At 70.8% G+C, this 21,541-nt stretch carries 19 protein-coding genes; 6 read left to right on the top strand and 13 right to left on the bottom strand.

The features are described 5' to 3' along the window. Window positions 1-103: 103 nt before the first annotated feature. Window positions 104-1,066 (bottom strand): heme o synthase, encoded by a 963-nt coding sequence (locus ACI379_RS13025; protein WP_439792519.1) that lies wholly within the window; start codon window positions 1,064-1,066, stop codon window positions 104-106. Window positions 1,067-1,340: 274 nt separating this feature from the next. Between ACI379_RS13025 and tkt the strand changes: the two genes are divergently transcribed. The 6 genes from tkt to pgl all read left to right on the top strand — a co-directional run bounded on the left by tkt (window position 1,341) and on the right by pgl (window position 9,391). Continuing rightward, entirely contained in the window at window positions 1,341-3,374 is a 2,034-nt protein-coding gene (gene tkt, locus ACI379_RS13020; protein WP_439792529.1) for a transketolase, read from the top strand. Window positions 3,375-3,446: 72 nt separating this feature from the next. Further along, complete coding sequence (gene tal, locus ACI379_RS13015; protein WP_439792518.1) at window positions 3,447-4,556, top strand: transaldolase; 1,110 nt, start codon at window positions 3,447-3,449, stop codon at window positions 4,554-4,556. A 1-nt stretch (window position 4,557) separates the two neighbouring features. Next, a complete protein-coding gene (pgi, locus tag ACI379_RS13010) occupies window positions 4,558-6,237 on the top strand; it encodes a glucose-6-phosphate isomerase (protein ID WP_439792517.1) in 1,680 nt (559 codons plus the stop codon). Next, on the top strand, window positions 6,234-7,757 hold the full coding sequence (zwf, locus tag ACI379_RS13005; protein WP_439792515.1) for a glucose-6-phosphate dehydrogenase: 1,524 nt from the start codon (window positions 6,234-6,236) through the stop codon (window positions 7,755-7,757). The genes pgi and zwf overlap by 4 nt, the downstream gene beginning before the upstream one ends. Continuing rightward, window positions 7,757-8,665 carry a glucose-6-phosphate dehydrogenase assembly protein OpcA gene (locus tag ACI379_RS13000; RefSeq protein ID WP_439792514.1) on the top strand — a complete coding sequence of 303 codons (909 nt, stop codon included), beginning with the start codon at window positions 7,757-7,759 and terminating at the stop codon, window positions 8,663-8,665. Before zwf ends, ACI379_RS13000 begins: the two co-directional genes overlap by 1 nt. A gap of 3 nt (window positions 8,666-8,668) precedes the next feature. After that, complete coding sequence (gene pgl, locus ACI379_RS12995; protein ID WP_439792513.1) at window positions 8,669-9,391, top strand: 6-phosphogluconolactonase; 723 nt, start codon at window positions 8,669-8,671, stop codon at window positions 9,389-9,391. Here pgl and ACI379_RS12990 read toward each other — a convergent pair. From ACI379_RS12990 to ACI379_RS12935, 12 genes are all read right to left on the bottom strand, one after another. After that, a complete protein-coding gene (locus tag ACI379_RS12990) occupies window positions 9,337-10,125 on the bottom strand; it encodes a ceramidase domain-containing protein (RefSeq protein ID WP_439792512.1) in 789 nt (262 codons plus the stop codon). The genes pgl and ACI379_RS12990 overlap by 55 nt on opposite strands. Window positions 10,126-10,172: 47 nt before the next feature. Next, window positions 10,173-10,532, bottom strand: coding sequence for an RNA polymerase-binding protein RbpA (locus tag ACI379_RS12985; protein WP_439792511.1), 360 nt, complete (start codon window positions 10,530-10,532; stop codon window positions 10,173-10,175). 12 nt (window positions 10,533-10,544) lie between these two features. Then, a complete protein-coding gene (gene secG, locus ACI379_RS12980) occupies window positions 10,545-10,784 on the bottom strand; it encodes a preprotein translocase subunit SecG (RefSeq protein ID WP_439792510.1) in 240 nt (79 codons plus the stop codon). 31 nt (window positions 10,785-10,815) lie between these two features. Then, window positions 10,816-11,586, bottom strand: coding sequence for a triose-phosphate isomerase (gene tpiA, locus ACI379_RS12975; RefSeq protein ID WP_439792528.1), 771 nt, complete (start codon window positions 11,584-11,586; stop codon window positions 10,816-10,818). 26 nt (window positions 11,587-11,612) lie between these two features. Then, the gene (locus ACI379_RS12970) at window positions 11,613-12,827 is read right to left on the bottom strand and encodes a phosphoglycerate kinase (RefSeq protein WP_439792509.1); all 1,215 of its coding nucleotides are present in this window, start codon (window positions 12,825-12,827) and stop codon (window positions 11,613-11,615) included. 21 nt (window positions 12,828-12,848) lie between these two features. After that, window positions 12,849-13,844, bottom strand: a complete 996-nt coding sequence (gene gap / locus ACI379_RS12965; protein WP_439792508.1) for a type I glyceraldehyde-3-phosphate dehydrogenase — start codon at window positions 13,842-13,844, stop codon at window positions 12,849-12,851. 124 nt (window positions 13,845-13,968) lie between these two features. Then, a complete protein-coding gene (gene whiA, locus ACI379_RS12960; RefSeq protein ID WP_439792507.1) occupies window positions 13,969-14,955 on the bottom strand; it encodes a DNA-binding protein WhiA in 987 nt (328 codons plus the stop codon). 31 nt (window positions 14,956-14,986) lie between these two features. Next, complete coding sequence (locus tag ACI379_RS12955) at window positions 14,987-15,967, bottom strand: gluconeogenesis factor YvcK family protein (protein ID WP_439792506.1); 981 nt, start codon at window positions 15,965-15,967, stop codon at window positions 14,987-14,989. A gap of 1 nt (window position 15,968) precedes the next feature. After that, window positions 15,969-16,853: an RNase adapter RapZ gene (rapZ, locus tag ACI379_RS12950; RefSeq protein ID WP_439792505.1), complete on the bottom strand. Its 885-nt coding sequence runs from the start codon at window positions 16,851-16,853 to the stop codon at window positions 15,969-15,971. Beyond that, the gene (gene uvrC / locus ACI379_RS12945) at window positions 16,853-18,817 is read right to left on the bottom strand and encodes an excinuclease ABC subunit UvrC (RefSeq protein ID WP_439792504.1); all 1,965 of its coding nucleotides are present in this window, start codon (window positions 18,815-18,817) and stop codon (window positions 16,853-16,855) included. The genes rapZ and uvrC overlap by 1 nt, the downstream gene beginning before the upstream one ends. 84 nt (window positions 18,818-18,901) lie before the next feature. Beyond that, window positions 18,902-20,755 carry a hypothetical protein gene (locus tag ACI379_RS12940; protein ID WP_439792503.1) on the bottom strand — a complete coding sequence of 618 codons (1,854 nt, stop codon included), beginning with the start codon at window positions 20,753-20,755 and terminating at the stop codon, window positions 18,902-18,904. Between the two features lie 205 nt (window positions 20,756-20,960). Next, entirely contained in the window at window positions 20,961-21,410 is a 450-nt protein-coding gene (locus tag ACI379_RS12935) for a Rieske (2Fe-2S) protein (RefSeq protein ID WP_439792502.1), read from the bottom strand. Between the last annotated feature and the right edge of the window lie 131 nt (window positions 21,411-21,541).

The raw sequence follows: 21,541 nt of genomic DNA, 5'->3' as shown, positions 1-21,541 counted from the left end.
CCGTGCAATGGACCACGGTTCGTACGGATAACTGCGCGTTACTGCTGGAGCTGCGCGTTGCTGCCCGGGTATCGAGCGAGGAGAGGGCGTACGACGGAACGCGTCAGAAGAGGAACTGCGGGAGGCCCAGGATGGCGTCGAGCGCGACGGCCACGAAGAGCAGCGAGAGGTAGAGGTTCGATGCGTGGAACAGACGCATCGGGTTCATCTCCGAGAGCACGTCCGTGCGCGTGGCACGCCCGAGCAGCTTGTGCGCCTCCACCAGGAAGACGGCACCGAGGAGCAGGGCCACGACCGGGTACAGCACGGTGGTGGAGGCCACGGGCCACAGCAGCAGGCTGACCGCCACCAGGACCCACGAGTAGATGACGATCTGCCGCGCGACCTCACGGCCCGGCTTGACCACCGGCAGCATGGGGACGTCGACGTTGGCGTAGTCCTCGCGGTAGCGCAGCGCCAGCGCCCACGTGTGGGGCGGGGTCCAGAAGAAGACGACCAAGAACAGGATGAAGGGCGTCCAGGCCAGCTCGCCCGTGACGGCGGTCCAGCCGATGAGCGCCGGGAAGCACCCTGCGATGCCTCCCCAGACGATGTTCTGCGTCGTGCGCCGCTTGAGCCACATCGTGTAGACGAACACGTAGAACGCGTTGGCGCCCAGCGACAGCACGGCCGAGAGCGGGTTCGCCCCGAACCACAGGATCACCGTGGACAGCACGGCCAGCACGGTCGCGAAGACCAGCGCCGAGACCGGCGAGACCACGTGCCGGGGCAGGGCGCGGCGCCGCGTACGACGCATCTGCTCGTCGATGTCGCGGTCGTAGACGCAGTTGTACGCCGAGGCCGAACCGGCCGACAGGGCTCCGCCCACCACGGTCGCGGCGACCACCTTGAGGTCCGGGATCCCGCGTGCCGCGTAGAACATCACCGGAACCGTCGTGAGCAGCAGCAGCTCCATGACCCGCGGCTTGGTGAGCCCCACGTACGCGGCGACGACGTCGCGCCACGTGGTGGCCTCGTCGGCCGACTGCTCGTGACGGGACGGAGCCGACTGACCGGCGTGGGACACGGTGAAACCTCTGGGACGACGATGGTGGGACGACGGCGGGGACGGCGACACGTCCTCCACGAGATCGGGAGGTGACACGGCGCGAACCGTGCACGCGCGCACGGTTGTCCCATGCCAAGTCGAGTCTAGCCCGTGACGCCACTAGTCTTGTCCTTGAGCCTGCCCTGAAGCGACCGAGAGGACTGCTGTGACTGCCACCCCGTTCGAGCTCCCCGAGAAGCTCGACTGGACCGAACTCGACCAACGGGCGGTGGACACGGCCCGCGTCCTGGCCATGGACGCCGTGCAGAAGGTCGGCAACGGCCACCCCGGCACCGCCATGAGCCTCGCCCCCGTGGCGTACCTGCTGTTCCAGAAGGTCATGCGCCACGACCCCGCGGACCCGTCGTGGCACGCCCGTGACCGCTTCGTGCTCTCCGCCGGGCACTCGTCCCTCACGCTCTACAACCAGCTCTACCTGGGCGGTTTCGGCCTGGAGCTGAGCGACATCGAGGCGCTCCGCACGTGGGGTTCCAAGACCCCCGGCCACCCCGAGTACCGCCACACCGCGGGCGTGGAGACCACCACCGGCCCGCTGGGCCAGGGCATCTCCAACGCCGTCGGCATGGCCATGGCCGCCCGCCGCGAGCGCGGCATGCTCGACCCGGACGCGGCTCCCGGCACCTCCCCGTGGGACCACCAGGTCTACGTGATCGCCTCCGACGGTGACCTCCAGGAGGGCGTGAGCTCCGAGGCCAGCTCGATCGCCGGGCACCAGCAGCTCGGCAACCTCACGGTGATCTACGACGACAACAAGATCTCCATCGAGGACAACACCGACATCGCGTTCACCGAGGACGTCGCCAAGCGCTACGAGGCGTACGGCTGGGACGTCCGCGTCGTGGACTGGACCAACGGCGGCGGCGAGTACCGCGAGGACGTCGAGGAACTGTACGCGCAGATCCGCGCCGGCCTGACCGTCACCGACAAGCCGACCTTCATCGTGCTGCGCACCATCATCGCGTGGCCGGCCCCGACCCTGCAGAACACGGGCAAGTCCCACGGCTCCGCCCTGGGCGAGGCCGAGGTCGCGGCCACCAAGGAGATCCTCGGCTTCGACCCGGAGCGCACCTTCCAGGTCGACGACGACGTCATCGCCCACAGCCGCCTCCTGCTCGCCCGCGGCGCTGCCGCCGGCGAGGAGTGGGACGCCGCCTACCAGGCGTGGGCCGACGCGAACCCCGACGGCGCGGCCCTGCTGCACCGCCTCAAGGCGCACCAGCTGCCCGAGGGCTGGGACGCCGACCTCCCCGTCTTCGACGCCGACGCCAAGGGCGTCGCCACCCGTGTCGCCTCCGGCAAGGTCATCAACGCCGTGGCGCCGCACCTGCCCGAGCTGTGGGGCGGCTCCGCCGACCTCGCCGGCTCCAACAACACCACCATCGACGGCGTCGACTCCTTCGTGCCCGCGGTCCACTCGACCAGCACCTGGACCGGTTCCCCGTACGGCCGGGTCCTGCACTTCGGCATCCGCGAGCACGCCATGGGCGCGATCATGAACGGCATCGCGCTGCACGGCCTGACGCGCGTCTTCGGCGGCACCTTCCTGCAGTTCGCCGACTACATGCGTCCGTCGGTGCGCCTGGCCGCCCTCATGCAGATCCCGACGATCTACGTGTGGACGCACGACTCGGTCGGTCTGGGCGAGGACGGCCCCACGCACCAGCCGATCGAGCACCTCGCCGCGCTGCGCGCCATCCCCGGGCTCGACGTGGTCCGCCCGGGCGACGCCAACGAGACGGTGGCGGCGTGGAAGGCCGTCCTGGAGAAGACCGACGGTCCGGCTGCGCTCGCGCTGAGCCGCCAGAACCTGCCCACCTTCCCGCGCGAGGTCGACGGCTTCGCGAGCGCTGAGGGTGTGGCCCGTGGCGCCTACGTCCTCGTGGACTCCACGAACGACGCCGGCGTCCCGGACGTGGTGCTGGTCGCCACCGGCTCCGAGGTCCAGCTCGCCGTCGCTGCGCGCGAGCAGCTCGCTGCCGAGGGTGTGGCCGCGCGGGTAGTGTCGATGCCGTGCCGCGAGTGGTTCGACGCCCAGGACGCCTCCTACCGTGACGAGGTCATCCCCGCCGCGGTCAAGGCGCGTGTCTCCGTCGAGGCAGGCATCGCCCAGGGGTGGCGCGAGGTGGTCGGCGACGCCGGCCGCATCATCTCCATCGAGCAGTACGGTGCCAGCGCCGACCCGGCCAAGATCTTCGCCGAGTACGGCGTGACCGCCGAGGCGGTCGCGGCAGCGGCCCGCGAGAGCATCGCGGCCGCGAGCGCCTGACCCACAGCTGAAGACCGATCCACCAGAACCAGCCGCGGCCCGTGACCCGGGCCGCGGCAACAGGAGGCGAGCATGACTGATCGTTTGCAGGACCTCTCGGACGCGGGCGTGTCCATCTGGCTCGACGACCTCTCCCGTGAGCGGCTCGAGACCGGCAACCTGGCCGATCTGGTGGATCGGTCCCACGTGGTCGGCGTGACCACCAACCCGGCGATCTTCCAGGGCGCCCTGAAGAACGGCGAGCGGTACGACGCCCAGCTGCGCGACGTGGTCCGCGCGGGCGGCGGCGTCGACGAGGTGGTCACCGAGCTGACCACCGAGGACGTGCGCCGCGCCTGCGACGTGCTGGCCGACGTGCACGCCGCCACGGGCGGCGTGGACGGCCGGGTCTCGATCGAGGTCTCCCCCGACCTGGCCGACGACACCGAGGGCACGATCGCCCAGGCGGTGGAGCTGTGGGACAAGGTCGACCGGCCCAACCTCCTCATCAAGATCCCCGGGACGCCCGCCGGCTGGCCGGCCATCACCGCAGCGATCTCCCGCGGGATCTCCGTCAACGTGACGCTGATCTTCGGGCTCGACCAGTACCGCCACGTGATGGAGGCGTACCTCACGGGTCTCGAGCAGGCGGCGCAGGCTGGCCACGACCTGTCCACCATCCACTCGGTGGCCTCCTTCTTCGTCTCCCGGGTCGACACCGAGATCGACGCCCGGCTCGAGAAGGTCGGCACGCCCGAGGCCCTGGCCCTGCGCGGCAAGGCCGGCGTGGCCAACGCACGCCTGGCGTTCCAGGCGTTCGAGGAGACCTTCAGAGGGCCCCGCTGGGAAGCGCTGGCGTCCCAGGGTGCCAACGCCCAGCGCCCGCTCTGGGCCTCGACGGGGGTCAAGAACCCCGACTACCCCGACACCCTCTACGTGACCGAGCTCGTGACCGCCGGCACCGTCAACACGATGCCCGAGAAGACGCTCCTCGCGGTCGCCGACCACGGGGAGGTCACCGGTGACACCATTCGCGGGGAGTACTCCTCTGCCCGCGCGGACCTGGACGCGCTCGCGGTGCACGGCGTCGACTACGACGACGTCATCGAGGTGCTCATCTCCGAGGGCGTGAGCAAGTTCGTCGACGCGTGGCACGATCTCCTGGCCAGCGTCCAGGAGCAGGTGGCGAAGGCCACGGTGTGACATGGGCGCGGGGACCTCTCCCGTGGACCCGACCACGACGGAGCCCTGGCAGCGCCTGAGCGCCCGAGCGGAGGCCTTCGAGCCCGACCTGCGCGGGTGGTTCGCCGACGACCCGCACCGCGTGGAGGCGCTGACGCGGCGCTCCGGTGACCTCGGCGTCGACCTGTCGAAGTCGTTCCTCGACGAGGGCGTGCTGGCCGACCTGGTCGCGCTGGGCAGGGCCGTCGGTCTGGAGGAGCGTCGCGACGCGATGCTCGCCGGGGCCCGGATCAACACCACCGAGGACCGCTCGGTCCTGCACACCGCGCTGCGCCGTCCGCGCGGGGACTCCCTGGTGGTGGACGGCACCGACGTCGTGGCGCAGGTGCACGAGGTGCTCGACGAGATGTACGACTTCGCCCGACAGGTCCGCGACGGTCGCTGGCTCGGCGTCACCGGCGAACGCATCCGTACGGTCGTCAACATCGGCATCGGTGGCTCCGACCTCGGCCCCGTCATGGCGTACGAGGCCCTGGCCGCCTTCCGTCATCCCGACCTGGAGTGCCGCTTCATCAGCAACGTGGACCCGTCGGACGTCGCCCTGACGCTGGCCGGGCTGGACCCGGCCACGACCCTGTTCGTGGTGTCCAGCAAGACGTTCACGACGTTGGAGACGCTGACCAACGCCCGTCTGGCCCGCACGTGGCTGCTCGACGGGCTCGCAGGCGCCGGCGTCGTGGGCGACGACCGACGGGCCGACGCCGTGGCGCGTCACTTCGTGGCTGTCTCCACCCACCTCGACGAGGTCGCCGCGTTCGGCATCGACACCCGTCACGCGTTCGGCTTCTGGGACTGGGTCGGTGGTCGCTACTCGCTGGACTCGGCCATCGGCCTGTCACTCCTGCTGGCCATCGGTCCGGAGCACTTCGCCGATCTGCTGGCAGGCTTCCACACGATGGACGAGCACTTCGCCGAGGCGCCATTGGAGGACAACGTCCCGGCCCTGCTGGGGCTGCTCAACGTCTGGTACTCGACCTTCCTGGGGGCCGCCACCCACGCGGTGCTCCCGTACTCACAGCTCCTGCACCGGTTCCCGGCGTACCTCCAGCAGCTCACCATGGAGTCCAACGGGAAGCGGGTGCGCTGGGACGGCAGTGCCGTCACCACGTCGACCGGCGAGGTCTACTGGGGAGAGCCCGGCACCAACGGGCAGCACGCGTTCTTCCAGCTCCTCCACCAGGGCACCCAGCTGGTGCCGGCCGACTTCATCGCCTTCGCGCGGCCCGCGTTCCCGCTGCGGGACGGTGACACCGACGCCCACACCCTGCTTCTGGCCAACTTCCTCGCCCAGACGCGCGCGCTGGCGTTCGGGCGTACGGCCGAGGAGGTGCGCGCCGCGGGCGTCGACGAGGCGCTGGTCAGTGCCCGCACGTTCCCCGGCAACCGTCCCACCACGTCCATCGTCGCGCCGGCGCTCACGCCGGGGGTCCTGGGCCAGCTCATCGCCCTGTACGAGCACATCACCTTCACCCAGGGAGTCGTCTGGGGCATCAACAGCTTCGACCAGTGGGGCGTCGAGCTGGGCAAGCAGATGGCGAGCGAGATCGCACCGGCTCTGTCCGGTGACGACGCCTCCCTCGCCTCCCAGGACGCCTCGACCCGGTGGCTGGTCGAGCAACTCACCACGGAGCGTGGCCGATGAACCGCCCGAACCCCCTGCGTGACCCCGAGGACCGCCGACTTCCCCGGATCGCCGGGCCGTGCGGCATGGTCATCTTCGGCGTCACCGGCGACCTGGCCCGCAAGAAGGTCATGCCGGCCATCTACGACCTGGCCAACCGTGGTCTCCTGCCGCCGGGGTTCAGCCTCGTCGGGTTCGCGCGGCGCGACTGGGCCGACCAGGACTTCGCGCAGATCGTGTACGACGCCGTCAAGGAGCACGCCCGCACCGAGTTCCGCGAGGACGTCTGGAAGCAGCTCGCTGAGGGGTTCCGTTTCGTCCCGGGCAGCTTCGACGACGACGCGGCCTTCGAGGCGCTGCGTCACACCGTCGAGGAGCTCGACCTCACCCGCGGCTCGGGGGGCAACCTGGCCTTCTACCTCGCGATCCCGCCCGGTCTCTTCGGCACCGTCGCCACCCAGCTGCGCAAGCACCACCTGGCCGACCCCGCGCCGGGCTCGTGGCGCCGCGTCGTCGTGGAGAAGCCGTTCGGCCACGACCTGGCCTCGGCCCGCGCCCTCAACGCCACCCTGGCCGAGGTGTTCCCCAGCGGCTCGGTGTTCCGCATCGACCACTACCTGGGCAAGGAGACCGTCCAGAACATCCTGGCCATGCGGTTCGCCAACACCTTGTTCGAGCCGATCTGGAACGCCAACTTCGTCGACCACGTGCAGATCACGATGGCCGAGGACATCGGCATCGGCGGCCGGGCCGGCTACTACGACGGCATCGGCGCCGCCCGCGACGTCATCCAGAACCACCTCCTGCAGCTGATGGCCCTGGTGGCGATGGAGGAGCCGACGAGCTTCGACGCCGAGAGCCTGCGGATCGAGAAGCAGAAGGTGCTCGAGTCCGTCCAGATCCCCCGTCGCATCGACCTCACCACCTCCCGGGCGCAGTACGCGGGCGGGTGGCAGGGCGGCGCCAAGGTCGTCGGCTTCCTGGACGAGGAGGGCATCGCGCCCGACTCGCGCACCGAGACCTTCGCCGCGATCACCCTCAACGTGGCCACCCGCCGCTGGGCGGGGGTCCCGTTCTACCTGCGCGCCGGCAAGCGGCTGGGGCGCCGGGTCACGGAGGTGGCGATCGTCTTCAAGCGGGCTCCCCACCTCCCGTTCACCCAGACCGCGACGGAGGAGCTGACCCAGAACGCGCTGGTCATCCGGATCCAGCCCGACGAGGGGATGACGCTCCGCTTCGGCTCGAAGGTCCCCGGACCGTCGATGGAGATCCGCGACGTCAACATGGACTTCGAGTACGGCGACTCGTTCACCGAGGCCAGCCCCGAGGCGTACGAACGGCTCATCCTCGACGTGCTCCTCGGCGACCCGCCGCTCTTCCCCCGCCACGAGGAGGTCGAGCTGTCCTGGCGCATCCTCGACCCGATCCTGAAGTACTGGGAACGCAAGGGGAAGCCGGACACCTACCCCGCGGGCACCTGGGGACCGGCTTCGGCGGACGAGATGCTCGCCCGCGACGGACGCACTTGGCGGAGGCCCTGATGATCGAGCTCATCGACACCACCTCGTCCGCGATCGCGGCCGAGTTCGTACGCACGCGTCGACGCGCCGGCAGCCCCGCGATGGGGATGGTCATGACGCTGATCATCGTGGTCGCCGAGGACGAGGCCGAGGCAGCGATGGACGCGGCGCAGCGGGCCTCGCGCGAGCACCCCTCCCGCGTCCTGGGCATCATCCTCGGCAACGGACGCGGCAAGGGGCACGTCAACGCGCAGGTCGGCATCGGCCTCGGCTGGGGCGGGGAGGCCGCCCTGATCCGGCTGCGGGGCGAGGTCGTGAAGCACCCCGAGTCGGTGGTCCTGCCGCTCCTCCTGCCCGACTCCCCCGTGGTGATCTGGTGGGCCTCCGACGCGCCGGAGGACCCTGCGGGCGATCCGCTGGGCGCCCTGGCAAGCCGTCGGATCACAGACGTCGAGGCCCTGGCCCGTGGGCGCTCCACCGCGCTGCTGCGCCAGTACCGCTCGCACCGCGAAGGCAACACGGACCTCGCCTGGACGCGGCTGACCCTGTGGCGCGGACTGCTCGCGGCCGCGCTGGACCAGCACCCGGCCAAGGTGACCGCCGCGTCCGTCACCGCCGAGCGCGGGCACCCCAGCGCCGCGCTGCTGCGCGCCTGGCTCACCGACCGCCTCCGGGTCCCCGTCGCCGAGCACACCTCGCCCGGGCCCGCGATCACCGAGGTGCGGTTGGAGACGAAGGCTGGCGCGATCGTCATCTCGCGGCCCGACGGCCGCACGGCCACGCTGAGCTCCCCCGGTCACCCCGACCGCCCCGCCGCGCTCCGGATCCGCGACCTCCACGAGCTGCTCGCCGAGGAGCTGAGGCACCTCGACGACGACGACATCTACGGGGCGACGCTCAAACGTCTCGCCCAGCTCGTGGAGGACTGAGCGGTGGACGACGTGAGGGTCCACGAGGACGTCAGCACCCTGCTGGGGGACGCGGCGTCGTACTTCCTGACCCGGCTGGAGGCGGCACAGGACGCCGGCCGGCTCCCGTACGTCTCGCTGACCGGCGGCTCACTCGTCCCCCTGTTCCACGCCGAGGTCGTGCGGCGCTCCCACGACTCGTCCGTGGACTTCACCCGCGTCGAGTGGTGGTGGGGCGACGAGCGGTACGTCGGCCTCGACGACGCCGACCGCAACGACCTCGACGCCCTGACGACCCTGCTGGCCCCGCTGGGCGTGCCGGCCCACCGGATCCACCGGGTTCCCGGCCCCGACACCAGCGCCAGCGTCGAGGAGGCGGCCGAGGCGTACGCCCACGAGGTGCGCCACAGCGCGGGGCACGAGTGGGAGGTGGTCGTGCTCGGCATGGGGCCGGACGGTCACGTCGCCTCGCTCTTCCCCCACCACCCCGCCACGTCGGTGACCGACGCGATCGCGGTGGCCGTGCACGACTCCCCCAAGCCGCCGCCGGAGCGGGTCAGCCTCACGTTCGAGGCGTTCGAGCGTTCCCGGGCTGTGATGTACCTGGTCGCGGGCGCCGAGAAGGCCGAGGCGCTCGCCCGGGCCCAGACCCCCGGACCCGTCGTCGACTGTCCCGCGCGCGCGGTCCGCGGTCAGGAGGAGACGGTCTGGTTCGTCGACTCCGCGGCCGCCTCCTCGCTCGCGTAGAGCCGGAACAGGCAGTACGCCGAGACCGCGCACAGCAGGTGCCAGGCACCGTGCGCCTGCCACACCGACCCGGGGTCGCACCAGCCGTGCTGCCCCAGGTTCCAGATCACGAAGGCGACCACCAGAGAGCCGACGGCGCCGACGCCCCAGCCAAGCTGGGTGCGCAGGTGTGTCCTCCGGCGCAGCCGGATCTCGGCGACCAGCGCCGTGACGAGCAGTGTCAGGAACGCCACGTTGCCGGGGTGCATCAGGACCGGGACGGCCATGTCCAGCGCGCCGACGAGCTCGCACGCCACGACCAGGGCGACGAAGACGCCGGGGAAGCGCCTCAGGCTCCAGCCGCGCAGGCGGAGCAAGGCGTACGCGGCAGCCCAGGACGCCACGAGGTACATCGACGTCAGGTCGAGGACCCCGCCCAGGTGGCTCTCGGTGGCGTGCATGGCCGCGCTGGCGGGTCCCAGGAGGACCACAACGACCGCGTAGGCGACGGCGAGGAACGGTCGGGCCGCCATCGTGTGGCCGAGACGTTCCGGCCCCCGGGCGTGCCAGCCGACCGCCAGGCCGGCCGCCACGAAGCCCAGGTTGGACCACGTGTTCACGGGCTGGGCCAGCAGCCCGCAGGAGACCTCGCAGAACTCCGCGCCGCGGTCGACGTCAGGTCCGAGCCAGCCGTTCACGACGGCCAGCGCCAGGAGCCCGCACGACACCAGTGCGGCGCCGAGGGGCACGAGCACGGCTGCGCCGGCCCGTGAAGGGGCCGGCGCAGGACGTGGTGTGGTGCTCAGAAGACGACGTCGCCCGACTTGCGGCGACTGCGCAGCAGGGCGACCGCCTCGTCGAGGATGCCCGCAGCCTCGGCGTCGGAGCGGCGCTCCTTCACGTAGGCCAAGTGGGTCTTGTAGGGCTCGATCTTGGGAGCCGGGGGCGGATTCTCGGAATCCATGCTGGCGGGCAGGCCGCACTTGGGGCAGTCCCACGACTCGGGGACGACCGCCTCGATGGAGAACGCCACCATCGAGCGGTGCTCGTGGGAGCAGTAGTAGGTCACTGCCTGGCGAGGCGCCGCGTCACCACGCTCTGCCTCGCCCATCGGGCCAGCCCCGACTCGACTCCCCCGAATCGCGTTTCCGCCACCAGCCACGTGCCAGCCTCCTCAGCCGCCGTTGTACGCGTAGAGCAGTCCGAGGGCCACGACGCACGCGGCCCAGACGATCCCGGTACCGACCGTGAACCGGTCGAGGTTGCGCTCGGCGACCGAGGAACCACCCAGACTGCTGGAGACCCCGCCACCGAACATGTCGGACAGCCCGCCGCCGCGCCCCTTGTGGAGCAGCACCAGCAGGATCATGATCGCGCTCGTCAGGACGAGCAGGATGGTCAGAAACAGAGTCACGCGCTGAACCCTATGTCATTCGGGCCGGTACTCAGAGCACCGGCAGGTCGTAGAACCGGGCGATCCCGGCGAATTCCTCGGCGTCGAGGCTCGCGCCGCCCACGAGGGCGCCGTCCACGTCGGCCTTCTCCATGATGCCAGCCACGTTGGAGGCCTTCACCGATCCGCCGTACAGGACCCGCACGCCGTCCGCCGCAGCGTCGCCGTGCACCTCACGGATCCGGTCACGGATCGCGGCGCACACCTCCTGCGCGTCGTCCGGGGTCGCCACCTCGCCCGTGCCGATGGCCCAGACGGGCTCGTACGCGACGACCAGACCCGCGACCTGCTCGGCGGAGAAGCCCGCCAGCGAGCCGTCGACCTGGGCGACGGTGTACGGCACGTGCTCGCCGGCCTGGCGGACCTCGAGGCCCTCGCCCACGCACACGATCGGCGTCATGCCGGCCGCGAGCGCCTTGTGGGCCTTGGTGTTGACCACGGCGTCGGTCTCCGCGTGGTACTCCCGGCGCTCGGAGTGGCCGACGACCACGTACGAGCAACCGAGCTTGGCGAGCATCGAGGCCGAGATCTCGCCGGTGTACGCGCCCGAGTCGTGCTCGGAGACGTCCTGGGCGCCGTACGCCAGGGAGAGGCGGTCACCGTCGACGATGGTCTGGACCGATCGCAGGTCGGTGAACGGCGGGATCACGACGACCTCGGACCTCGTCGCGTCGTGCTTCTTGTCCGACAGCGTCCAGGCCAGCTTCTGCACCAGGACGACTGCCTCCTGGTGGTTCTGGTTCATCTTCCAGTTGCCCGCCATCAGCGGGGTGCGCGAGGCAGCCACGGTCAGTTCCCTTCGATGACGGAGATGCCGGGCAGGACCTTGCCCTCGAGGAACTCGAGGCTGGCCCCGCCACCGGTGGAGATGTGGCCGAACGCGGCCTCGTCGAACCCGAGGAGGCGTACGGCGGCGGCGGAGTCGCCCCCACCCACGACGGAGAGACCGTCGATCTCGGTGAGCGCCTGCGCCACGGCGCGGGTGCCCTCGGCGAAGGCCGCGACCTCGAACACGCCCATCGGGCCGTTCCAGAAGACGGTGCGGGCCTCACGCAGGACGGCGGCGAAGGCGGCCGCCGAGGCGGGACCGATGTCGAGCCCCAGCGCGTCGGCGGGGATCGCGTCCGCGGCGACCACCGAGGGGGTCGGCTCGCGGTCTCCCGACGGGAACGCCGTGTCGACGACGACGTCGGTGGGCAGCAGGATCTGGACCCCGCGCTCCTTGGCCTCGGCGAGGTAGCGCTGGCAGGTCTCGATCTGGTCGGCCTCCAGCAGGCTCTTGCCGACCTCGTGGCCCTGGGCAGCGAGGAAGGTGAACACCATGCCGCCACCGATGAGCAGCGAGTCGGCCTTCTCGATCAGGTTGTCGATCACGCCGAGCTTGTCGGAGACCTTGGACCCGCCGAGGACCACCACGTAGGGGCGCTCGGGCGAGTCGGTGAGACGACGCAGGACGTCGACCTCAGCAGCCACCAGCCCGCCCATGGCGGACGGGAGGCGCGTGGCGACGTCGTACACGGACGCCTGCTTGCGGTGGACGACACCGAACCCGTCGGAGACGAAGGCGTCCGCCAGCGCGACCAGCTGGTCGGCGAAGGCGCCGCGCTCGGCGTCGTCCTTGCTGGTCTCGCCCGCGTTGAAGCGGACGTTCTCGAGCAGGGCGACGTCGCCGTCGCCCAGCCCTGCCACCACCTGCTGCGCCGAGGCGCCCACCGTGTCGGTGGCGAACCGCACGTCGCGGCCGAGCAGCTCACCGAGCCGCTCGGCGACCGGAGCGAGGCTGTACTTCGGGTTGGGGGTCCCGTCCGGGCGGCCCAGGTGGGCCGTGACGACCACCCGGGCCCCGGACTCGGCAAGACGCTGGATCGTGGGCACGCTGGCCCGGATCCGCCCGTCGTCGCTGATGTGCGCGGTCCCGTCCCGGTCCTCCAGTGGCACGTTGAGGTCCGACCGGACCAGCACGCGCTTTCCTCGCAGGTCGCCGAGCGACTCGATGCTGCTCATGTGTTCAGGTATCTCCGCAGGTCAGAGGCTGGCGCCGACGAGGTTGATCAGGTCGACGAGACGGTTGGAGTAGCCCCACTCGTTGTCGTACCAGCCGGCGACCTTGACCTGGTTGCCGATCACCTTGGTCAGCGGCGCGTCGAAGATGCACGAGGCCGGGTCGGTGGTGATGTCGGTCGACACGATCGGGTCGGTCGAGTACTTCAGGAACGTGCCGTCGGCGGCGTTCTTGATGATCTCGTTGACCTCCTCGACGGTGGTCTCGCGCGACGCCTCGAAGGAGAGGTCGGTGAGCGAGCCGGTCGGGGTCGGCACGCGCAGCGCGTAGCCGTCGAGCTTGCCCTTGAGCTCGGGGAGGACCAGGCCGATGGCCTTGGCCGCACCGGTCGAGGTGGGGACGATGTTCAGCGCGGCCGCACGGGCACGACGCGGGTCCTTGTGGATGTTGTCCTGCAGGTTCTGGTCCGCGGTGTAGGCGTGGATCGTGGTCATCAGACCCTTCTCGATGCCCAGCGCGTCGTTGAGGGCCTTGGCCATCGGGCCCAGGCAGTTCGTGGTGCAGGACGCGTTCGAGATGACGTGGTGCTGCGCCGGGTCGTACAGCTCGTGGTTGACGCCCATCACGATGGTGATGTCCTCGTTGGAGGCGGGCGCGGAGATGATGACCTTCTTGGCGCCGGCGTCGATGTGCGCCTTGGCCTTGGTGGCGTCGGTGAAGAAGCCGGTGGACTCGACGACCACGTCGACACCCAGCTCGCCCCACGTGAGGTCGGCGGGGTTGCGCTCGGCGAACGCGGCGATCTGCTGGTCGCCCACGATGATGTGGGTGTCGGTGGCCGACACGTCGGCGTCGAGGCGACCGAGGATCGAGTCGTACTTGAGCAGGTGCGCGAGCACGCTGTTGTCGGTGAGGTCATTGACGCCGACGATCTCGATGTCGGCGCCGGAGGCGCGGACGGCGCGGAAGAAGTTGCGGCCGATGCGGCCGAAGCCGTTGATGCCTACGCGAACGGTCACGACAGATGTCTCCTGGAGTTGGGTGGTACGTCCGCCCCTCACCCTATCGCCAACGCACCCCGCTCCGCGCCCGAGGTTCACTCAGCGACGAGCGACCCTCAGCACAGTCGTACCGCGCTCCGGGTCACTCCTCCTCGGCGAGCATCTCCGGGGTCAGTGAGGCCTCGGTGTCGGGGATGCCCAGTTCCTCGGCACGTTTGTCCGCCATGGCGAGCAGGCGGCGGATGCGTCCGGCGATCGCGTCCTTGGTCAGGGCGGGTTCGTGCAGCTGCCCGAGCTCCTCCAGCGACGCCTGCTTGTGCTCCAGGCGGAGGCGTCCGGCGGTGAGCAGGTGGTCCGGCACGTCCTCGGCGAGGATCTCCATGGCCCTCTCGACACGTGCACCGGCCGCGACCGCCGCACGGGCGGAGCGGCGCAGGTTGGCGTCGTCGAAGTTGGCGAGCCGGTTGGCCGTGGCGCGCACCTCACGGCGCATCCGGCGCTCCTCCCACGCCATGAGCGACTCGTGGGCGCCCAGGCGGGTCAGCAGCTCGCCGATCGCGTCGCCGTCGCGGATCACGACGCGGTCCACACCGCGCACCTCGCGCGCCTTGGCCGAGATGCCGAGACGGCGGGCCACGCCGACGAGCGCCAGAGCAGCCTCGGGGCCGGGGCAGGTGACCTCGAGCGAGGAGGAACGACCGGGCTCGGTCAGCGACCCGTGCGCGAGGAAGGCGCCGCGCCAGGCGGCCACGGCGTCGCAGGCCCCGCCGGACACGACGGCGGGCGGCAGACCCCGTACCGGACGTCCCCGTGGGTCGAGCAGCCCGGTCTGACGCGCGAGCGCCTCACCGTCCTTGATCACCCGGACGACGTACCGGCTGCCCTTGCGCAGCCCGCTGCCCTGCACCATGACGACGTCGGACTCGTGGCCGTAGATCTCGGCGATGTCGCGGCGCAGCCGACGCGCGGCGGCGCCGGTGTCCACCTCGGCCTCGATCACGATCCGACCACTCACGATGTGGATGCCTCCCGCAAAGCGCAGGGTGGTGGCCACCTCCGCCTTGCGGCAGCAGGTCTTCGTGATCTGGGTGTTGGCCAGTTCTGCCTTCACCTGTGCGGTCATCGCCATGGCGTGATCCTTGCACGTCCGACCACGTGGCTCAGGAACTCCCCGGACAATCGGCGGCCTCGATGATCCCCTGCAGCGCCAGCGCCAGCCTGCCGGGATCGTGCTTGGCCTCGCCGTCGACGCCGACGTCCGCGACGACCAGCTGGGCGCCTGCCGAGGCGACGGCCCCGTCCAGCAGGTCGTGGTCGGCGACCGTGCGCGGGTCGGCCAGCACCGTGTGCACGCGCAGCCCCGGCGCGTGCTCGAAGAGGGCGGCCAGGTGGTCCTCCGGGCCGTACCCGCCCGTCTCCCCCTCCTGCGGCCCCAGGTTGAGGACGACGACCAGCCGTGCGGTGGTCCGTTCGAGGGCGTCACGCAGGCCCGGCACGAGCAGGTGCGGGATCACCGAGGTGAACCACGATCCCGGCCCGAGAACGACCCAGTCGGCGTCCAGCACCGCCTCGATCGCCTCGGGGCACTCCTCGAAGTCGTCGGGCGCGAGCCCGATCGAGGCGATCTCTCCCCCGGTGGTGGCGACCTCGACCTGCCCGCGCACCTCCGTCGAGGCGCCCGGCCCCGTGCCTGCGGCGCCCCGGACCTCCGCGACGATGTCCAGCGGGGTCAGCGCCATCGGCAGCACCCGGCCCCGGGCGCCCAGCAGCCGACCGACCCAGTCGAGGGCGCGCACGTGGTCACCCATCAGCTCCCACAGGCCGACGATGAGCAGGTTGCCGACCACGTGGCCGCGCATCTCACCCTCACCGGCGAAGCGGTGCTGGACCAGACGCTCCCAGGTGGTGCCCCACTCGTCCTCCCCGCACAGCGCGGCGAGCGCCATCCGCAGGTCGCCGGGCGGCAGCACGCCGAACTCACCACGCAGCCGGCCCGACGAACCACCGTTGTCGGCCACCGTCACCACGGCCTGCAGGTTGTCGATGGTGAGGTCGTCGAGGAGTCGCCGCAGCGCGCTGAGCGAGGCGTGGAGGCCGTGGCCGCCCCCGAGCGCGACCACGGACTGGGCTGTCCCCCTCACGTCACTCCCGTCCGAGGTCGCGGTGCGTGGACCGTACGTCGTGGCCTGCGGCACGGAGCCGCGACGCGATCTCCTCGGTCATCGCGACGCTGCGGTGCTTCCCACCCGTGCACCCGACGGCGATCTGCATGAACCGCTTGCCCTCGTTGCGGTACCCCGCGGCGGCGGTCTCCAGGACCGGGAGGTACTGCTCGAGGAACGTCGCGGCTCCCGGCTGGGAGAGGACGTACTCGCTGACCCCCTTGTCGCGACCGTTGAGGGGGCGCAGCTCGGGGACCCAGTAGGGGTTGGGCAGGAACCGCATGTCGGCGACGTAGTCGGCGTCGACCGGGATGCCGTACTTGAAGCCGAAGCTGATGACGGTCATCTTGAGCTGCGTCGACTCCGGGGTGCCGAACATCTCGGCGACCCGGTCCTTGAGCTGGTGCACGTTGAAGTTGCCCGTGTCGAGGACGGCGTCCGCGTCGCCACGGAGCGTCGCGAGCGCCTCCCGCTCACGCTGGAGACCCTGCAGCAACCGACCGCTGCCCTGCAGCGGGTGCGGACGCCGGGCGGCCTCCTGGCGGCGTACGAGCACGTCGTCGGTGGCCTCGAGGAAGAGCAGCGTGGTGGGTCGCCCGGTGACGCCCTGGTGCCGGTTGGCTGGCAGCGAGTCGAAGAACGCGCCGGAACGGACGTCGACCACCACGGCGATCGGCTGCTGGACGCCACGGCTGTCGTCGACCATCCGCACGACGTCACGCACCAGCGTGGGCGGCAGGTTGTCGACGACGAAGTAGCCGAGGTCCTCGAGCTCCTTGGCGACGGTCGAGCGACCGGCGCCGGTCATCCCCGTGACGATCACGAGCTCGCCCGGGGTCTGCGTGGGGATCGGACGCTCGGCCATCAGTTCTCCTCGATCTCGCCGGTGGCGGTGTTGATGCGGACACCAGTCTTGCTGCTCGCGTCCGACTCCGTCAGCGCTTGCTTGATCGCAGCGGCCGTCGTCGGCCCGATCCCCGGCACCTGCGCGATCGCCTCGACCTCCGCCGCCCGCAGCTTCTTGAGCGACCCGAAGTGCGTGATCACGGCCTTGCGGCGGATCTCCCCCAGCCCGGGCACGTCGTCGAGCAGGCTCTCGACCATGGTGCGCGAGCGCCGGCCGCGGTGGTGGGTGATGGCGAAGCGGTGGGCCTCGTCACGGATGCGCTGCAGGAGGTACAGGCCCTCGGACGAGCGCGGGAGGATGACGGGGTCCTCCTCACCGGGCACCCACACCTCCTCCAGACGCTTGGCGAGCCCACAGACCGGGATGTCGTTGATCCCGAGGTCGGCCATCGCCTGCTCCGCCGCGGCCACCTGCGGAGGGCCACCGTCGACGACGACCAGTCCGGGCGCGTACGCGAACTTGCGGGGGCGACCCGTCTCGGGGTCGACCAGCATCGGGCCGGACCCGTCCTCGGCGGGGGTCGCCGCCGCCTGCTCGTCCAGCAGGCGACGGAAGCGCCGGGTGATGACCTCGTGCATCGACGCCACGTCGTTCTGTCCGTCGACACCGCGGATGACGAAGCGGCGGTACTCGGACTTGCGCGCCAGCCCGTCCTCGAAGACCACCATCGAGGCAACCACCTCGGTCCCCTGCAGGTTGGAGATGTCGTAGCACTCGATGCGCAGCGGCACCTCGTCGAGCTCGAGCGCCTCCTGGATCTCCTCCAGGGCCCGGTTGCGGGTGGTCAGGTCGCTGGCCCGCTTGGTCTTGTGGAGGGCCAACGACTGCGAGGCGTTGCGCGCGACGGTCTCCATGAGGTCGCGCTTGTCACCGCGCTGGGGGACGCGCACGTCGACGCGGCTCCCGCGCAGCTCGGAGAGGAGTGAGACCAGGGTGGTGCGGTCGTGCGGGAGCACGGGCACCAGGACCTCGCGCGGGATGTTGTCCCCGTCGCCGTACAGCTGGAGCAGGAAGTGCTCGACCAGGTCCGCGGTGTCGGCGGCGTCGTTGCGGTCCGCGACCCATCCGCGCTGCCCGCGGATCCTGCCGCCGCGCACGTGGAAGATCTGGACAGCCACCTCGAGCGGGTCCTCGGCCAGGGCGACCACGTCGGCGTCGGTGGCGTCCCCCAGCACGACCGCCTGCTTCTCCAGGGCCTTCTGCAGCGCCCCGATGTCGTCACGCAGCCGGGCGGCCCGTTCGAACTCCAGCGCGTCGGACGCCGCCAGCATCTCGCTCTCGAGGCGCCGTACGAAGCCCGCGGTGTTGCCGGCCATGAAGTCGCAGAACTCGTCGACGATGGCGCGGTGCTCCTCCGCGGTCACCTTGCCGACGCAGGGGGCCGAGCACTTGTCGATGTAACCCAGCAGACAGGCGCGGCCGATCTGGGAGGAACGCTTGAACACACCGTTGCTGCACGAGCGCATCGGGAAGACGCGCAGCAGCAGGTCCACGGTCTCCCGGATGGCCCACGCGTGGCTGTACGGGCCGAAGTAGCGGGTTCCGCGCTTCTTGGCACCGCGACCGACCATCACCCGCGGGAACTCCTCGCCCACGGTGACGGCGAGCCAGGGGTAGGACTTGTCGTCGCGGTACTTGACGTTGAAGCGGGGGTCGAACTGCTTGATCCAGGAGTACTCGAGCTGCAGCGCCTCGACCTCGGTGTCGACGACGGTCCAGTCGACTCCGGCGGCCGTGGTCACCATGGTGGCCGTGCGCGGGTGCAGCGAGGAGACGTCCGCGAAGTACGACGAGAGGCGCTGGCGCAGGTTCTTGGCCTTGCCGACGTAGATGACCCGCCCAGTCCGGTCCGAGAACCGGTAGACGCCCGGTTGGGTCGGGATCGAGCCCGGAGCGGGTCGATAGCTGCTCGGCGAGGTCACCTGACAAACCCTACGGTCGAGCGGTGACAGAGACGCCGGTGGCCTCGGTCCACGCGTGGCGTGGGCCGAGGCCACCAGTCGGGGTCAGCGAGCGCGCTTGGCGGCCGAGATCGAGCGGTACCCCTTCACGAACTTCGGGGCGGAGGCGCGCTCCACGACGGAGATGCGCTTGCCCTTGTCCGCACGCGTCAGGCGGTACGTGCGTCCCGTGGCGCCGCGGATCGCCCGGCCGTTGCGCAGCCACTGGTGACGCAGCTTCAGACCCGGCGGACGGCGGTAGTCGGCGCCGATCCACACCAGCGACCGCACCCCCAGCTTCTTGCCGACGCGGGCCTTGCCGGTGACGACCACGCGGGACTGGCTGCCCGCGTAGAACATGCGGGCGAGCGGGACGCGGACCGCGGCACTGGTGGCCGTGCGGGGCGAACGACCGCTCGCGTAGACCGTCACGCGCGCCTTGACGCTCTTGCCGGCCGCGGCCAGCGGGGCGTACCAGTAGCCACCCACCGAGGTGCTGATGACCTTGCCGTCCACCAGCCACTGCGTGCGAGCCCCGGTGATGGTCGCGCCGAAGCCGCTGACCAGGATCTGGCTGCCCTCCAGCGCCGGAGCGGGCGTGACGCTCACGGAGCCGGCGCTCAGGGCGGCACCGGGCGTGGAGGTGGTCACCACGGTCGCCGTGGTGCCGAGCGCCGACACGCGGACCTTGTACGTGCCCGAACCGTTGCTCCACTCGTTGCCGGCACGCAGGCCGTAGACGCCGCCCCCGGCGCGCTGGAGCTGCTTGCCGGGCTGGGAGAGGTCCTCGCACGTGACGGTGACGCCGGTGCGGTACAGGAAGCCGCCGTAGCCGGCCGGCGCGTAGGTGTTCTGGGTGTAGATCGCCTTGGCGTCGCGGCCACCGCCGTCGCGGTACTCGACGAAGCACTGGGCGCCGTTGTCCGGGTTGACGAACCGGGCGACCCGGCGGCCCTTGAGCGAGCTGATCTTGTTGAGCGTGACCGACGTGCTCCTGGCGTTGACGTCCGTGACCTCACCCTTGGCGAAGATGCCCTGCTGGGCGCGGTAGGCGGCCCCGAGCATCGGTGTGTCACCCGGGGCGGAGCCCATGACCTCGTACGCGTCGCCGTAGGAGTACCCGGGGGTGTTGGCGTGGTGCATGCCGAAGGTGTGGCCGAGCTCGTGCGCCGTCGTGAACTTCGTGGCGCCGGCGTAGTACTCGTCGGAGGAGATGATCGCCGGGCCCCCGGACTTGAGGCTGACGCCGATCTGCGCGCGCCCGACGACGCCGGTGTGGGTGCACGAGCCGGGGACGACGACGACGAGGTGGTTCGGCTTGCGTCCCGAGAAGTCGACCCCCGGGAATGCCTTGCGGCCGGCCTCCTGGGTGAACTCCATGAAGTCCGAGCTGCCCAGGCCGCAGGCGCGTGCCACGGTCGTGGTGGTCGTACGGAACTTCTTGATGCGGCCCGGGGTGGCCCAGGTCTTGATGCGCCCGCGCGACTCGCGCACCCAGTACTTCTGGGCCTGGCCCATGCGCTTGAGGAGCGCGTCGTTGGGCGCGGAGAGCCTGCCGAGGTTCGTCGCCATCGCGACGTACGTGCGGTGGGTGCCGGTCTTGGCTGCGGCGGTGTACGGCGTGACCGTGCCGTCCAGCACGCGGACCTCCTCACCGGACTCGGCGGCGCGGGAGATCGCGGTCCGGTCGGAGGCGAGCTCGGCGCTCGTGGCGTCGACGATGGCCACCGTGCCGGTGAACCGGGACAAGGACTGGGCCTCGAACCCGCTCTCGAGGCGCAGGAACTGGCCCGCGTCCGTCTCGAGGTAGATCTGGTCGTCGTGCTCCTCCTCGCCCGCGACCACCTTGACGGTGCCGCTGACCTGGACGGTGGCCGTCGGCGTGGCGCGCTTGGGCGTCCGCTCCGCCGACGCGCTCACGGGAGTAGCGAACATGGCCGTGGCCACGACGACACTGACAAGAGGCGCCCACACACTCGGACGCCGGAGCTGGTGATTCATTGCAATCCCCCTGGACGAACCCCTGGGTGGGTTCTCTCGGGGCGCATCGTGCCCCGACGGGGCGCTTCTCTAACCTCCCGGGGTCGGATTCCTCCGACCAATTCAGCGGACGCGCGCCAGGGACTCAGCCGAGGACGATCTCGTCCCCCTCGACCTTCACCGCGATGCTGGGCAACGGTGCGGTGGCCTGACCACTGATCACGCTGCCGTCGGCGATGGAGAACTTGCTGAAGTGGCAGGGGCAGACGATCTCGTCGCCACGGATCTCGCCGACCGGGCACCCCTGGTGCGTGCAGATGGACGAGAACGCCTTGAACTCGCCCTCGACCGGTTGCGTGATCACCATCTGCCGGTTGGCGTCGATGACGCCGCCGCCCACGGGCACGTCAGCCGTGGAGGCGACAGCCTCTCCCCCGCCGCCGGTGCTTCCGGGCGTACCAGGGCTGGTCGTGGTGGGCGTCGTGGTTCCACCCTGCTTAGGCGTGGACTCCTCGCCGCAGGCTGCGAGGGCGGGTACGGCAGCCACGCCTGCGGCTCCGAGGACGACGCGACGTCGGCCAACTCCAAGGGTCATGGCTAATCCTTCCGAGGGGCTTCCCACAGCCTACGGACCGACCCTCGCCGGGGCGGGCCGCGACATCAGCCCTCGGCGCTGCCGGAGCCGGACGCCTTCGTGGCGCGCATGAACGACGCAGGCATTCCGGG

Source organism: Nocardioides sp., assembly GCF_051876515.1.
In the GTDB taxonomy this organism is placed as follows: domain Bacteria; phylum Actinomycetota; class Actinomycetes; order Propionibacteriales; family Nocardioidaceae; genus Nocardioides.
Note: the sequence above shows the minus strand (reverse complement) of the source record. Positions and strands in the feature narration are given on the sequence as shown.

Bases quoted from the DNA above. Each gene is read 5' to 3' on its own strand.
- ACI379_RS13000 (WP_439792514.1), top strand. From the start codon at position 7,757: ATGATCGAGCTCATCGACACCACCTCGTCCGCGATCGCGGCCGAGTTC.
- ACI379_RS12935 (WP_439792502.1), bottom strand. From the start codon at position 21,410: ATGACCCTTGGAGTTGGCCGACGTCGCGTCGTCCTCGGAGCCGCAGGC.
- ACI379_RS12970 (WP_439792509.1), bottom strand. From the start codon at position 12,827: ATGAGCAGCATCGAGTCGCTCGGCGACCTGCGAGGAAAGCGCGTGCTG.
- tal (WP_439792518.1), top strand. From the start codon at position 3,447: ATGACTGATCGTTTGCAGGACCTCTCGGACGCGGGCGTGTCCATCTGG.
- tpiA (WP_439792528.1), bottom strand. From the start codon at position 11,586: ATGGCGGGCAACTGGAAGATGAACCAGAACCACCAGGAGGCAGTCGTC.
- tkt (WP_439792529.1), top strand. From the start codon at position 1,341: ATGGACGCCGTGCAGAAGGTCGGCAACGGCCACCCCGGCACCGCCATG.
- whiA (WP_439792507.1), bottom strand. From the start codon at position 14,955: ATGGCGATGACCGCACAGGTGAAGGCAGAACTGGCCAACACCCAGATC.
- rapZ (WP_439792505.1), bottom strand. From the start codon at position 16,853: ATGGCCGAGCGTCCGATCCCCACGCAGACCCCGGGCGAGCTCGTGATC.
- pgi (WP_439792517.1), top strand. From the start codon at position 4,558: ATGGGCGCGGGGACCTCTCCCGTGGACCCGACCACGACGGAGCCCTGG.
- zwf (WP_439792515.1), top strand. From the start codon at position 6,234: ATGAACCGCCCGAACCCCCTGCGTGACCCCGAGGACCGCCGACTTCCC.